The 14,042-nt window shown below is 71.4% G+C and carries 9 protein-coding genes and 1 pseudogene; 8 read left to right on the forward strand and 2 right to left on the reverse strand.

Annotation, left to right across the window (positions count from 1 at the left end):
* The first annotated feature begins 94 nt into the window (after positions 1 to 94).
* Together SMA5143A_RS37275 and SMA5143A_RS37285 are read left to right on the forward strand one after the other, a co-directional pair.
* On the forward strand, positions 95 to 979 hold the full coding sequence (locus SMA5143A_RS37275) for an SDR family oxidoreductase (protein ID WP_107467243.1): 885 nt from the start codon (positions 95 to 97) through the stop codon (positions 977 to 979).
* Positions 980 to 1,807: 828 nt separating this feature from the next.
* A complete protein-coding gene (locus SMA5143A_RS37285; protein WP_107467236.1) occupies positions 1,808 to 3,253 on the forward strand; it encodes a family 43 glycosylhydrolase in 1,446 nt (481 codons plus the stop codon).
* Positions 3,254 to 3,370: 117 nt separating this feature from the next.
* On the opposite strand, the gene SMA5143A_RS37290 is transcribed toward SMA5143A_RS37285, so the two are convergent.
* Positions 3,371 to 4,765, reverse strand: a complete 1,395-nt coding sequence (locus SMA5143A_RS37290; protein WP_258193959.1) for a glycoside hydrolase family 43 protein — start codon at positions 4,763 to 4,765, stop codon at positions 3,371 to 3,373.
* A gap of 713 nt (positions 4,766 to 5,478) precedes the next feature.
* Here SMA5143A_RS37290 and SMA5143A_RS37295 point away from each other — a divergent pair.
* Positions 5,479 to 7,020, forward strand: a complete 1,542-nt coding sequence (locus tag SMA5143A_RS37295) for a family 43 glycosylhydrolase (protein ID WP_258193960.1) — start codon at positions 5,479 to 5,481, stop codon at positions 7,018 to 7,020.
* Positions 7,021 to 7,122: 102 nt separating this feature from the next.
* Here the strand turns inward: SMA5143A_RS37295 and SMA5143A_RS37300 are convergent, their stop codons facing one another.
* A complete protein-coding gene (locus tag SMA5143A_RS37300) occupies positions 7,123 to 8,514 on the reverse strand; it encodes a hypothetical protein (RefSeq protein WP_258193961.1) in 1,392 nt (463 codons plus the stop codon).
* 595 nt (positions 8,515 to 9,109) lie between these two features.
* Between SMA5143A_RS37300 and SMA5143A_RS37310 the strand changes: the two genes are divergently transcribed.
* The 5 genes and pseudogenes from SMA5143A_RS37310 to SMA5143A_RS37330 form a co-directional block, all read left to right on the forward strand.
* Positions 9,110 to 10,105 carry an NAD-dependent epimerase/dehydratase family protein gene (locus SMA5143A_RS37310; RefSeq protein WP_107467238.1) on the forward strand — a complete coding sequence of 332 codons (996 nt, stop codon included), beginning with the start codon at positions 9,110 to 9,112 and terminating at the stop codon, positions 10,103 to 10,105.
* 136 nt (positions 10,106 to 10,241) lie between these two features.
* Positions 10,242 to 11,906 carry a carbamoyltransferase family protein gene (locus SMA5143A_RS37315; protein ID WP_107467239.1) on the forward strand — a complete coding sequence of 555 codons (1,665 nt, stop codon included), beginning with the start codon at positions 10,242 to 10,244 and terminating at the stop codon, positions 11,904 to 11,906.
* Entirely contained in the window at positions 11,903 to 13,003 is a 1,101-nt protein-coding gene (locus tag SMA5143A_RS37320; protein ID WP_107467240.1) for a glycosyltransferase family 2 protein, read from the forward strand. The genes SMA5143A_RS37315 and SMA5143A_RS37320 overlap by 4 nt, the downstream gene beginning before the upstream one ends.
* A complete protein-coding gene (locus SMA5143A_RS37325; protein ID WP_107467241.1) occupies positions 13,000 to 13,785 on the forward strand; it encodes a D-glycero-alpha-D-manno-heptose-1,7-bisphosphate 7-phosphatase in 786 nt (261 codons plus the stop codon). The genes SMA5143A_RS37320 and SMA5143A_RS37325 overlap by 4 nt, the downstream gene beginning before the upstream one ends.
* Before the next feature lie 20 nt (positions 13,786 to 13,805).
* Positions 13,806 to 14,042, forward strand: a pseudogene (locus tag SMA5143A_RS37330) (glycosyltransferase family 9 protein); the annotation flags it as partial.

Consider the following 14,042-nt stretch of genomic DNA (forward strand, 5'->3'; position numbering starts at 1 on the left):
GCGTATGGACTCCGCGCGCCCGGGCACTCGGGGCGCGCGGGGTCCGTACGGACGCCGTTCAACGTACCGACGCGACGACGAAGGGCCTGTGCTCATGAGCGACGACGAGCGGCGGAACCCGGTCGAACGCCATCCCCGGCCGGAGTTTCCGCAGCAGGACCAGGAACATCCGGGGCGGACCGGCGCGATGGACCCGCCCCCGGACCACGGGGAGGAGTCCTACCGGGGCAGCGGCCTGCTCACGGACCGCACGGTGGTGCTGACGGGTGGTGACTCCGGGATCGGCAGGGCGGTCGCCCTGGCGTACGCCCGGGAGGGCGCGGACGTGCTGTTCACACATCTGCCGGAGGAGGCGGACGACGCGCGGGAGACGGCCCGGCTGGTGGAGGACGCCGGACGGAAGGCGATCGCCGTGCCCTGCGACATCCGGGACGAGGAGCAGTGCCGGGCGCTGGTCGAGCGGGCGGTCGCCGAGTTCGGCCGGATCGACGTGCTGGTGAACAACGCCGCGTACCAGATGGCGCAGTCCGACGGCATCGAGGGCATCTCGACCGAGCAGTTCGACCGGGTCGTGCGGACCAATCTGTACGGGATGTTCTGGCTGTGCAAGCTGGCGTTGCCGCACATCCCGGCGGGCGGGTCGATCATCAACAGCACCTCGGTGCAGGCGTACAAGCCGAGTCCGCATCTCCTCGACTACGCGATGACCAAGGGCGCCATCGTGACGTTCACGCAGGGGCTGGCGCAGATGCTCGCCCCGCGCGGGGTCCGGGTGAACGCGGTGGCGCCGGGCCCGGTGTGGACACCCCTGATTCCGGCGACGCTGCCCGACACGGAGGAGTTCGGCAAGCAGGCGCCGCTGGGGCGGCCGGCCCAGCCGGCGGAGATGGCACCGGCCTATGTGTTCCTCGCGTCCGACCGGGCGAGCTACATCACGGCGGAGATCCTCAACGCCACGGGCGGCACTCCCCTGCCCTGACGAGCCGTCCCCGACCAGTACGGGAACCTCTGGGCTTCCTCAAAGGACGATTGGAGTCAACGGGGCGGTGGGCATGGTCCGGGCAGCCGGTGCGTGGGGCCCGGCGGAGGGGGGACGCGCTCGTGACTGCTTGGATCGTGGTGGCGGTTGCCTTGACGGTGGCGGCGACATCGGTGCTGTTCACGTGGCTCGTGCGCCGGGCCTGGCAGCGCGCCTGGGATGAAATGGCCCGACTGGCGCCCGGGTACGACCTCGGCCATGGGCAGAGGAACGGGGCGTGGCAGACGAGCAGCGGTACGGGTGCGGCTTCTGCGACAGGAGGCGTCGGGGCGGCGTCCAGCGGTTCGTCCTGGTACGCCGCAGGCGACGCCTGTGACGGCTCGCCGTCCGGTTCTTCCTGCGGAGGTTCCTCCTCCTGCTCCGGCAACAGCTCGTCGTCATGCGGCAGTTCGTCGTCGTGCGGCAGCTCGTCGTCGTGCGGCAGTTCGTCGTCGTGCGGCAGCAGCTCGTCATCCTGCGGGAGTTCCTGTTGACGGCCGGGGTCCGCGGACGCTGAGAGCGAACGCGCGCGTGACCTGGGCTTTCCCTCTGTCCGGGAGGGACTGTTCGGGTGATCCGCGGCGTTCGGGATATCGGTTTCGTTCGCCCCATTGACCCTGCCCTTAAACCGCCTTTACGTTTCGTCCGCAGTTCCGCACATTGTTCGCAGTTTCGAACATATACGGCCAGCGGCGTCGACGTACGCCGGTGGAGCCGTCTCAGCACCAACTGGCGGCCGTGGCAGCTCGTCCCCACGACCGTCTGATCCCGAAGGGCCGCAACAGAAACATGAGACATCTCGCCAGACGGGTTCTGGTGGCCGCGGCGGCCGCACTCGCCGTGCTCACCTCCGTGACCACCCCCGCCCAGGCCGCCGCGCCCGCGTCCCCCGCCGTGACGTTCACCAACCCGATCGCGCTCCAGCGCGCCGACCCGCACATCTTCAAGCACACGGACGGCTACTACTACTTCACGGCCACCGTCCCCGCCTACGACAAGATCGTCATGCGCCGGGCCACCACCCTCCAGGGCCTCTCCACGGCCCCGGAGACCACGATCTGGACCAAGCACGCCAGCGGTGAGATGGGCGCCCACATCTGGGCCCCGGAGATCCACTTCATCGACGGCAAGTGGTACGTCTACTTCACGGCCGGCTGGTCCAACGACATCTGGCGGATCCGCCCGTACGTCCTGGAGACCGGCGCAGCCAATCCGCTCACCGGCACCTGGACCGAGAAGGGCCGGATCAGCCTCCCCATGGACACCTTCTCGCTGGACGCCACGACCTTCACCCACAACGGCACCCGCTACCTCAGCTGGGCCCAGGAAGACCCGGCGCTCGGCCGCGGCACCAACCTGTACCTGGCGAAGATGGCCAACCCCTGGACCATCGAGGGCAGCCCGGTGATGATCTCCCGGCCCGAGTACGCGTGGGAGAAGGTCAACGCCACTGTCAACGAGGGCCCGGCCGTCCTCCAGAGGAACGGCAAGGTCTTCATGACCTACTCGGCCAGCGCCACCAACGCCAACTACTGCCTCGGCCTGCTCACCGCCGACGCCACCGCCGACCTCATGAACCCGGCCTCCTGGAGCAAGACCCCCACGCCGGTCTTCAAGAGCAACGACAGGACCGGCCAGTACGGCCCCGGCCACAACTCCTTCACCGTCTCCGAGGACGGCAAGTCCGACATCCTCGTCTACCACGACCGCAACTACAAGGACATCGTCGGCGACGCGCTCAAGGACCCCAACCGCCGCACCCGCTACCAGAAGATCTACTGGAACGCCGACGGCACACCCAACTTCGGCATCCCCGTCGCCGACGGCGTCACCCCCGTCCGCTTCTCCTCGTACAACTTCCCGGACAGGTTCATCCGGCACTGGGAGTTCCGGGCCAGGACCGAGGCGAACGTCACCGAACTCGCCGACTCGCAGTTCCGCGTCGTCCCCGGCCTGACCGGCAGCGACACCGTCTCCCTCGAATCGGCCAACTTCCCCGGCTACTACCTGCGTCACAAGAACAACGAGGTGTGGGTGGAGAAGGACGACGGCTCGGCCCTGTTCGACGCCGACGCCTCCTTCCACGAGCGGGCCGGTCTCGCCGACCCCGCGGCCGTGTCGTACGAGTCGTACAACTTCCCCGGCCGCTACATCCGGCACTACAACCACCTGCTCTACACCCAGCCGGTGACCACCACCCTCGGCCGACAGGACGCCACCTTCTACAAGGAGTAGGACCAGTAGGACCGGGCGGGAGAGCCATGTGATCGGTGAGCCCTCCGCGCGCCGCCTCGGGCGGCGCGCGGAGGGCAACCTGCGGCCAGGGGGCGCGGCTGTGTGCTCGTCCGGGGGTCAGTGGACGATGTTGAAGGTGGCGTCGGCGCGGCCCGTCGCGGTCGAGATCTCGTCGAGCCGCAGGGCGAACGCGTAGTGCCGGAGGTAGCGCGTCGGGAACCGGGCCGAGCGGAACGACGACCAGTTCCCGTCGGCGAGGCCGGCGACGCGGTGGAACGTGGCGTCGGTGGCGAAGGCCGCCGTGCCGTCGTTACGGACCAGCCTGATCACGAAGTCTTCCTGCTTCATGTAGTAGCCCGGGAAGTTGACCGACTCGAACGACACACCGTTGGGGTCGGACAGGCCGGGCCGCAGCCGCCACTGCGCGTCCTGGTAGGGGTCGAAGGGCAGTTCGCTGATACGGCCGGCGTTGTTCTCGTGGCGGACGTAGTGGCCGGGGAAGTTGTACGACTTCAGAAGGTTCCAGCTGGTGCCGCCGTACCGGGCGAGGAGGCGGTCGCGATCGGCGGCGGTGATCGGGTGGACGGTGTTGTGCTTGGCGTTCAGCGGCGCGGTGTACGACTGGCGGCCGACCTTGGTCCACGCCCCCGACACCAGGTCGCCCTGCCACAGGTCGAACTTCGCGTTGGGGCAGAAGGTGTCACCCCACAGGGACCAGGTGGACGAAGTGAGTGACTTCACCAGTGTGGGGGCCTCGGTGCACCGGTTCTCGGCGACGCCGTCGGTGTACTTGGTGAAGCTGCGCGGTTCCACCGACGTCGAGCGGGCGCCGACCAGCCGGCCGGTCGCGTTGCTCTTGTAGTAGAGGTAGTTGGATCCGCTGACGTCGGTGACGACGTGGGAGTCGATGATGCCGGAGCCCGCGTCGTGGAACACCACGGGGTCGGTCGCGGTGACGAAGTCCGTCGTGTAGGAGACGGCGATCACCGAGTAGGACATGCCCTGTGGGACGGTGGAGAACGTGATGCCGTAGGCGCTACGCACCGGGTCCCAGTGGATGGCCGGGGCCCAGCTGTAGGAGTTCGGGTTGGTGGCGTTGACCTTCAGCAGCCGGTCCGCCGACCAGTTCACCAGGTCCGGAGAGGTCCAGACGTGGATGTTCGGGTTGGCCTTGGTGAAGCTGCCGCCCACGGGGATGTCGGTCGCGAGCACGACCCAGCTGCCGTCGCGCAGCCGGTACAGGAACGGGTCACGGATGCCCTTGGTGCCCGCGGTGGGAGTGAGGACCGGATTGTTGTCGTTGAGCGGCGTCCACTCCCGGCCGTCGTCACTCACCGCGAGGTGCACGGCGTTGACGTTGCCCGCGCCGCTGAGCGACTCCTTGAAATAGCCCATCACATAGGCGGCGTCGGCGTCGGCCGCCGCGGCCGTCTGCGCGGGAAAGGCCACTCCCGTGGCCAGCGCCATCAGAGCGACGAGGAACGCCGCTCTCCTGATCAGTCCTGCCAGCAAGGTCTTTCCTCTCGATGCGTGATTCTCAGGTGTGCGGCACCGACGCCTTCCCTCCGAACGCGAAGGAGCGGGAGGGTGCCGCGGGTCCGTCGGGTCGGTCTTCCAGGCGGAAGAGGGCATTGCCGCACCCGTGACGCCCGGTGGTTGTTGCGAGCTTCCGCCGACGGGGGTACTCGTCGGCGTCATCGAAGAGCCCGGCTCGGCTCGCTGCGGTGTGGTCACGGCGTGGGCCGTGAGAGGAGACCGACGGCGGCCAGGTCGCCGCCAACCGGGAGAGCACTACATGCGGGGCGCACGGCACCGGGCGACTCCCCGAGAACGCCCGTTCGCAATTTCGAACGCCGTACGTAACTTCGGCCAGAAGGTAAACGCCCCGTGAGGACCACGTCAAGAGAACCGGTCAGTCCGGCCCTCCCGCACGACGGACGGGCCGGATCGTTCCCGTTCCGCACTTCCCGTTATGGGCGGCGCGCCCGTGCGTCTCCTGTACGTACGGCCCCATCACTTGGAGGCGGCAACCCTCTTGACACCCCTTCACATCGAACTCTAACTTTGGCCGACTTTACGAACACTGTCCCATATTTCGAACGAGTTGGGCATTCACGCCTTTTGCCGAGCACGCCGTCCGGCACGTACGGCCGTCGGATGCATCGCCCTGCCTCCCTCCCGCTCCCCGACCCCGCTCCCCGACACGAAACAAGGATGTCTCTGTCATGAGCAGTACTCCCGCAATGGCCGGTGTGATGCAACTACTGCGGCCCGCCTGGCAGTTGGCACAGAGGAGCCCCTCTCTCCTCCGTCGGGTCCTCGCCACGGCGACGGCGCTCGTCGCCCTCGTGACGGTGGGTACCGCGGTGGCCGCGCCCGAGGCGCAGGCGGCCACGACGACGTTCACGAACCCGCTCAACAGTTCCGGCGCCGACCCGTACATGACCTACTACAACGGCAACTACTACCTGATGACGACGCCGTACAGCGGGCCGCTGACGATGCGGAAGGCGCCCACGATCGCGGCGCTCAAGTCGGCCGCGCCGGTACCGGTGTTCAGCGCCCACGCCGCTGGTCGTGACCGTCAGATCTGGGCTCCGGAGATGCACCTGCTCGACGGCCCCAGCGGCAAGCGCTGGTACATCTACTACTCCGCGGGCGGGGGCAACATCGAGGACCAGCGCGTGCACGTGCTGGAGAGCGCCGGCACCGACCCGCTCGGACCTTACACGTACAAGGGCATGATCTTCGGCGCGAACAACTGGTGGGGCATCGACGGAAGCGTCGTCACCATCGGCGGCCGTCTGTACTTCGTCTGGTCGGGGGTTCCGACGCCGCAGTGGGCGGGGTCCGACCCGAGCATCTACATCGTCGCGCTGAGCAACCCGTGGACCGTCACAGGACCCCGTACGCAGATCTCGACCCCCACCCTCGCGTGGGAGAAGCAGGGCACTCCGATGAACGAGGGCCCGGTCGCGTTGCAGCACGACGGGAAGACGTTCATCTCCTACTCGGCGAGCGCCTGCCAAGGGCCGGACTACAAGCTGGGCCTGCTCACCCTCACCGGAAGCGACCCGCTGAGCGCGAGTTCATGGACGAAGGGCAGCGAGCCCGCCTTCCAGCGAAGCGACGCGAACAGTGTGTACGGTCCGGGCCACAACGGCTTCTTCAAGTCCCCGGACGGCACCGAGGACTGGATCGTCTACCACGCCAACACCTCGTCCACCCAGGGCTGCGGCGCCACCCGTACCACCCGGATCCAGAAGATCACCTGGAACGCGGACGGGTCGCCCAACCTCGGCGTGCCGGTGGCGACGAACACGGCGCTCACCGTGCCCTCCGGTGAACCGGAGGTGACCTACTACCGGTTGACCAACCGCAACAGCGGCAAGGTCATGGACGTCCAGGCACCCAACACCGACGACGGCGTGAAGATCGGCCAGTACACCTCGAACGGCAGGCCCTGGCAGCAGTGGCGCTTCGTCGACGCTGGCAGCGGCTACTTCCAGATCGAGAGCCTCAACAGCGGCAAGTGCCTGGACGTGAGCGCCGCGTCCACCGCCGACGGCGCCGGCATCATCCAGTACCGCTGCCACACCGGCGCGAACCAGCAGTTCTCCTGGGTCGCCACCGACGGGTACTTCCAGCTCAAGGCCCGCCACAGCGGCAAGTGCGTCAACGTCGCCGGCGCCTCGACAGAGAACCTCGCCCTGCTGGAACAGCGCACCTGCGGCACAACGCCCGGCTTCCAGTGGTCGCGTTCCTGACGAAGGTCATGACAGGCCGGCGGCGACACGGCTCGCCGCCGGCCTGTCCTTCGGGACTTGAGGCCGCGTCGCCCTGCCGACCCCGAGGCACACAGCCGACCGTCATGGGCGCACGACGACGGTCCATCCGGGGTTGTAGGTGTCCGGCACCGGGAATCGTTGCCACTCTCGTGCCCAGTGCGGTGGCTTCCGCTCGCGCAGGACCACCGCACTGGGGCGCGTCGGGGGATCCGTCTCCGTGACGGCGCAGCCCGCGGTACAGGCGAGGGGAATCGTCGAACTGTTCCCCGCGAGGGCACACGGCGGGCGCACACCGTGCTCACGCAGCACGGAGACGATCCGGTCCCAGTCTCCGCGGGCCTGCTGCTGGATGCCCGCGTGCGTGTGGACGAGAGCGGCCTGGATGCCCCAGTGCCCGACGAGTGCCAGGGCGAGCACGGCTGCTGTCGGCAGCGAACGGCGGGTGCGGGCCCGGTGGACGACGGCGAGAAGCCCGACAGCGGCGGGGAGCGCCAGCAACGCGTACGCCGGCAGCAGGAACCGCGGCGCGGCGTAGGGGACGAGGAAGAGATACGGCGCCGCCGTGGCCACCGCCACCGTCAGCCACAGCGGTGCGGCGGCCCGACGCGCCCGGTGCTCAGTCCACAGTCCCAGGCCGACCAGCAGCGGCAGCAGGACCCACCACTCCGCCACGGGCAGGATCACGCTGTCACCCGTGCAGGGACGGCACAGCAGCGGGCCGTCCAGCGCGGTGAGATGGGCACGCAGGGAGAACACGGCCCGCAGGCCGCCTTGGACCTCGTCGGCCTCCGCGAGCCGGTTCCGCACCCCGCCGAACCGCAGCTCGGCCTCGACGACCCAGGGCAGCGCACCCGCCACCGGTCCGGCCGCCACGGCCGACAGGCGCCCCCTCAGGCGGCCGTGGCCGCGCAGCGCGGGCATCAGTACGGCTGCCAGGAGCAGCGGCACGGCGACGGCCACACCGTCGTTGGGTCGCATCAGTGTCACCACCGCCAGGCCTGCCGCGACACCCGCGTAACGGGGACGCGGCGCGAGGAAGCAGCCCACCGCGGCCGTGGCACCCATCGCGGTGTAGTGGTTCGGCATCGCGGAACCGGCGTAGAACACGGTGATCCACAGGCTGCCGTACAGCCAGGCCGCCACCCACACCGCCGCCGGGCGGTGCACGATCCGCAGCCACGGCCGCAATCCCAGCCAGAGCGCACCACCGGCCAGCAGGAGCAGCCACACCCTGAGCAGCACCGTCGAGTCGCTCCAGGAGGCGATCGGAGCAAGCAGCAGGGGGACGCCGCGGGTACGCGGGGCGCTGAACGGGGTCGCGGGGCCGTACGGTCCGAAGCGGCTGGCATACACGATCTCGTCCCAGCCGAGCGGCAGCGTGAGCGGGACGAGGACGGCCGACAGCAGGCAGAACCCGGCGGCCATGATCCACAGCTTCCGCTGGGCCGAGGCCACTGTGCGATCCGTGTTCATCCGACCCGGCCCAGCGTGCGCCGCCCGCGACGCACCGCTCCGCGGGCGAGGATGCCTGCCGTGGCGGCGAGGACGGTGGCACGGCCATGCCAGTCGGCCGGGCCGGGCGGTCTGTGATGAGCCGCCTCAGCCGCGGTCGCTGTGCCAGCGGGCCTGCGGGAAGTCGATGTGGTCCGGGGTCGTTGTCGTGTGGGCGCGGGCGACAGCCTGCGGCACCCTCCGGTCGTCCACCGGGTGTCGCAGCCGGCTGCGACACCCGGTGGACGACGGAGCAGAGATAGTCCGAATTGTCCGCATAAGTAACAGTCGGCTGGGAACTCCAATGCGCATGACATGTCCGTCACGGCGTCACCCACGGGACCGGGGGCCACCCGGTCCACCGGTCGCGAGCGCGACCACCCCGTGCCACACTCGCTGTTCGGGCGTCCCCGGCCGACGGTGCGCACCCGGCCGCCGCTTCCCACCCCCGAGAAGGGGGACCACGGCTCCCGATCGCCCTTTCCCCAATCCCCTCAGTCCGCCGAGAGCGGTGCGGCCCTGCCCGGCGCGTGTTCAGGGGGGCGATACACCGTCGCTCAGTACGGAGGAGATCGCCATGTCCACCGCCTTCTCACCGACCTGGCAGCACGCCGTCGTCACCGGCGGCGCGGGTTTCGTCGGTTCGCATCTGTGTACCGCCCTGCTGGACACGGGCACCGAGGTCACCTGCGTCGACGACCTCAGCACGGGACGCGCCGAGAACATCGCCGCGCTTCTCGAACATCCGGGCTTCACCTGGGTCGAGGCGAATGTCGCGGAGGGCATCCCCGTCGATCTTCCCACCGACCTCGTGCTGCACTTCGCGTCCCCCGCCTCGCCGGCCGACTATCTGCGATTGCCCCTGCACACGATGGAGACGGGCAGCCTCGGTACCCGTCACGCCCTGGAGCTCGCCCATGCCAACGGCGCCCGCTTCGTGCTGGCCTCCACCTCCGAGGTGTACGGGGATCCGCAGCAGAATCCGCAGGACGAACGCTACTGGGGCCATGTGAACCCCGTCGGGCCACGGAGCGTGTACGACGAGGCCAAGCGGTTCGGTGAGGCACTGACCACCGCCCACGCCGATACCAGGGGCACCGACACCGGCATCGTGCGCCTGTTCAACACCTACGGTCCGCGCATGCGCGGTCACGACGGCCGGGCGGTGCCGACCTTCGTGCGGCAGGCCCTCGCCGGGGAACCCCTCACGGTCACCGGGGACGGCCGGCAGACCCGCTCCCTGTGCCACGTGGACGACACCGTGCGCGGGGTGCTCGCGGCGGCGGCCCACGGTATGCGCGGACCCGTCAACATCGGCAATCCGGGCGAGATCACCATGCTGGACCTGGCCCGGCTCGTCATCATCCTCGCCGACTCCGACTCCGAGATCCGCTTCGTCGAACGCCCCACCGACGATCCGGCGTTGCGCTGCCCGGACATCACCCTGGCCCACGACAAGCTCGGTTGGGAGCCGCGGGTGGCGCCGGAGGACGGACTGCGCCGCACGATCGACTGGTTCCGCGCCGAGGCGGCGGCCGAGGCGCGCCGCACGATGCCGGCACCGCCCCACTGACCCCGGCCCACTGCCCCCCGTCCCCCGCCCCCCCGTCCCACGGCCCACGGCCCCGACCCGGTTCACCCCGCCGACCCAGTGCGCCCGCACCGGAACTGCCACCGGCGTCACCCCCTCGCCGAAAGGTCCGCCCTCCATGCGCATTCTCGGAATCAACGCGCTGTTCCACGACCCCGCGGCCGCGCTCGTGATCGACGGCCGTACCGTGGCCGCCGCCGAGGAGGAGCGGTTCTCCCGCCGCAAACACGGCAAGCGGCCGGTGCCGTTCGCCGCCTGGGAACTGCCGGAGAGGGCCGCCGCCTGGTGCCTGACCCGGGCGGGCCTGCGCCCCCGCGACCTCGACGCGGTCGCCTACTCCTACGACCCCCGCCTCGCGCGACCCGCAGCGGAGTTGGGGCTCGACGACCCCTGGGACCCACTGCGGCAGACCTATGCGCGGGAGGCCCCCGGTTTCCTCCGGTCCGTGCTGCCCGGACTGGACCCCGGCATCGTCCGCTTCGTGCCGCACCACATGGCGCACGCCGCGTCGAGCGCGTTCGGCGCGCCCGACGCCGGGGACTCCTCGGTGCTGGTGCTGGACGGCCGCGGCGAACGCGCCTCGCACCTGGCCGCGCACCGCACGGGCGACCGGCTGGAGGCGCTGTACGCGCAGGAACTGCCCCACTCCCTGGGGCTCGTGTACGAGGAGCTGACCGAGCACCTGGGATTCCTGCGCTCCTCCGACGAGTTCAAGGTAATGGCCCTCGCCTCCCACGGCACCCCCCGCATGCTGGCCGAGCTGCGCCGGTACGTGCACCCCACCGGCGACGGCGGGTTCCGTGCCACGGGCGTGCCCTGGGTCGAGCTGTGCGCGCCGCGCGGCCCGGACGAGCCGTGGACACGGGAGCACGCCGATGTGGCGGCGAGCGCCCAGGCGGTCCTGGAGGAGACACTGCTGGACCTGGTGCGCTGGCTGCACGGGCGCACCCATGACGACACGCTCACCCTGGCCGGCGGTGTCGCCCTGAACTGCGTCGCCAACTCACGGATCGCCCGAGAGGGGCCCTTCTCCCGGGTGTGGGTGCAGCCCGCGGCCGGCGACGCGGGCACGGCCCTCGGCGGCGCGCTGCTGCTCGCCGCGGAGGAGGGCGAGGACCCGGAGCCCATGCCGGGCGCCGATCTGGGCCGCGACTGGTCGGACGCCGAGCTGGGCGCGTGGCTGAAGACGGCGGGCGTGCCGTTCGAGCGGCCGGCGGACATCGCGGCCACCGTGGCGCGGACGCTGGCGGACAACGGCATCGTCGCCTGGTTCCAGGGCCGTTCCGAGTACGGGCCGAGGGCGCTCGGCCACCGTTCCCTGCTGGCCCACCCCGGGCACGCCGGGAACCTGGAGCGCCTCAACGACGTCAAGGGCCGCGAGCAGTTCCGGCCGGTGGCACCGATGGTGCTCGCCGAACGTGCGGCGGAGATCTTCGACGGCCCGCTGCCGAGTCCGTACATGCTGTTCGTGCACGACGTGGTCCCCGAGTGGCGTGAGCGCGTACCGGCGGTCGTGCACGTGGACGGCACGGCCCGCATCCAGACCGTGGACGCGGGCCGGGAGCCGCTGGTGGCCCGGGTGCTCGGGGAGTTCGAGCGGCTGACCGGGCTGCCGGTCGTCGTCAACACCAGCCTCAACACGGCGGGCCGGCCGATGGTGGACGATCCGCGCGACGCCCTGGAGTGCTTCGGCTCCTCCCCCGTCGATCTCCTCGCGATCGGACCGTACGCGGTGCGCCGGCCGGGCTTCTTCGCCGCCGGGGGCGGGGAGGTGGCGCGATGAACGGCTTCACCCGTCAAGGGCGGCACCTCGGTGCCCACCGCGGCTCCGACGGCGGTGGCGACGGCGGTGGCGGCTCCTACGCCGTGGTCGTGCCGACGCTGGGGCGGCCGAGTCTGGGCGCCTGTCTGGACGCCCTCGCCCGGTCCGAGGGGCCGATGCCGGTGCGGGTCGTCGTCGTCGACGACCGTCCCGAGCCGGGTGCGCCCCTCAACCGGACGGTCCCACCGCCGCTGCGGGACAGGACGACCGTGGTGCGGGGGCGCGCGGCGGGCCCGGCCGCCGCCCGCAACACCGGGCTGCGGGCCGTCGGCCGGGTGCCGTGGGTGGTGTTCCTCGACGACGACGTGGTGCCCGGTCCGTGCTGGGCGGACGACCTCGCCCTGGACCTCGCCGCGGCGCCCCCGGACAGCGCCGGGGTCACCGCCCGGATCGAGGTGCCCCTGCCGTCCGGGCGACGGCCGACGGACTGGGAGCGCAACACTGCGGGACTGGCGACGGCGCGGTGGATCACCGCCGACATGGCGTACCGGCGGGAGGCCCTGGAGGCCGTCGACGGCTTCGACGAGCGGTTCCGGCGGGCCTTCCGGGAGGACGCCGACCTCGCCCTGCGCGTCCTCGGCGCGGGCTGGACGCTGACCGCCGGGACCCGGGTCACACGGCACCCGGTGCGGCCCGCGGACCGCTGGGTCTCCCTGCGGCTCCAGGCGGGCAACGCCGACGACGCGCTGATGACCCGGCGCCACGGACGTGAGTGGTGGGAGCGGGCGGGGGCGCCACGGGGGCGGCTGCCCGGGCACCTGGCGGTGACGGCGCTCGCCGTGACGGGCCTGACCTGCGCCGTCCTCGGCCGGCCGCGTGCCGCGGCGCTGTGCGCGGCCGGATGGCTGGCCGGTACCGCCGAGTTCGCGCTGGCCCGGATCCTGCCGGGGCCGCGCACCTACGACGAGATGGTCGGCATGGCGCTGACGAGTGTGGCCATCCCACCCGCCGCCGTCTGGCACCGGCTGCGCGGAGAGGTCGCGCACCGGGGCACGGCCCGCTTCCGGCCGACGACGCCCCCGGCGCACGCCGCCGTGGCGGAAGGGGTGCCGTCATGACGGGCCTCCCGGCGCGGCCCTGGCTGTTCGGCCCGTCCACTCCGGTCGTGGGCGGAGGAATGGGTGCCGGCGTCCCGGAGGCCGTTCTCTTCGACCGGGACGGCACGCTCGTCGCCGACGTCCCCTACAACGGCGACCCCGAGCGGGTCGAGCCCCTGCCCACGGCACGGGAGGCCGTCGCGACCGTACGCGCTCGGGGCGTGCCCGTCGGTGTCGTGAGCAATCAGTCGGGCGTCGCCCGAGGGTTGCTGACCTACCGTCAGGTGGACGCCGTACGGCAGCGCGTCGACGCCCTCTTCGGCCCGTTCGACCTCTGGGCCGTGTGCCCGCACGGGCCGGACGACGGCTGTGGTTGTCGCAAGCCCGCGCCGGGTCTGGTGCTCGCCGCGTGCGCCCGGCTCGGCGTACGGGCCTCGCGGACGGTCGTCATCGGGGACATCGGCTCCGACCTGGCCGCCGCCCGCGCCGCGGGCGCACGCGGAGTGCTGGTGCCCACGCCCGTGACCCGGCCCGAGGAGATCACCGGCGCCGACCAGGTCGCCCCCGACCTGGCCACGGCCGTACGGCTCGCGCTGGACCCGGCGACTGATGGCGGCCACGCGGCCGCCGCCGACCCAGGGACTCGCGACGGCGACGGCCAGGCGGCCGCCGTCGCCCCGGAAACCCGCGGCAGCCACCCAGCCACCGCCGACCCGGAAACCCGCGGCAGCCACCCAGCCACCCTCGATCCCGGGACCGGTGGTGGCCGCCCGGCCGCCGTCACCGCGGGAGGCCGGCCATGAGCGCCGCCACCGTCCTCCCCCGCAGCCTCGTCGTGCGGCTGGACAGCGCCGGTGACGTACTCCTGGCCGGTCCCGCCGTCCGCGCGGTCGCCGCGGGCTCCGCCCGCACCACGCTGCTGTGCGGGCCGCAAGGGGTCGCCGCCGCGCGGCTGCTGCCGGGCGTGGACGAGGTGCTCGTGCACGACGCGCCCTGGGTGGGACTGGAACCGGCCCCCGTGTCACGGACCGCCACCGACCGGCTGGTCGAGGAGGTGGCG

This window comes from Streptomyces sp. MA5143a, assembly GCF_900290235.1.
Classification (GTDB): Bacteria; Actinomycetota; Actinomycetes; order Streptomycetales; family Streptomycetaceae; genus Streptomyces.

Coding starts and splice junctions, on each gene's coding strand:
- SMA5143A_RS37275 (WP_107467243.1), top strand. CDS start 95: ATGAGCGACGACGAGCGGCGGAACCCGGTCGAACGCCATCCCCGGCCG.
- SMA5143A_RS37285 (WP_107467236.1), top strand. CDS start 1,808: ATGAGACATCTCGCCAGACGGGTTCTGGTGGCCGCGGCGGCCGCACTC.
- SMA5143A_RS37295 (WP_258193960.1), top strand. CDS start 5,479: ATGAGCAGTACTCCCGCAATGGCCGGTGTGATGCAACTACTGCGGCCC.
- SMA5143A_RS37300 (WP_258193961.1), bottom strand. CDS start 8,514: ATGAACACGGATCGCACAGTGGCCTCGGCCCAGCGGAAGCTGTGGATC.
- SMA5143A_RS37310 (WP_107467238.1), top strand. CDS start 9,110: ATGTCCACCGCCTTCTCACCGACCTGGCAGCACGCCGTCGTCACCGGC.
- SMA5143A_RS37315 (WP_107467239.1), top strand. CDS start 10,242: ATGCGCATTCTCGGAATCAACGCGCTGTTCCACGACCCCGCGGCCGCG.
- SMA5143A_RS37320 (WP_107467240.1), top strand. CDS start 11,903: ATGAACGGCTTCACCCGTCAAGGGCGGCACCTCGGTGCCCACCGCGGC.
- SMA5143A_RS37325 (WP_107467241.1), top strand. CDS start 13,000: ATGACGGGCCTCCCGGCGCGGCCCTGGCTGTTCGGCCCGTCCACTCCG.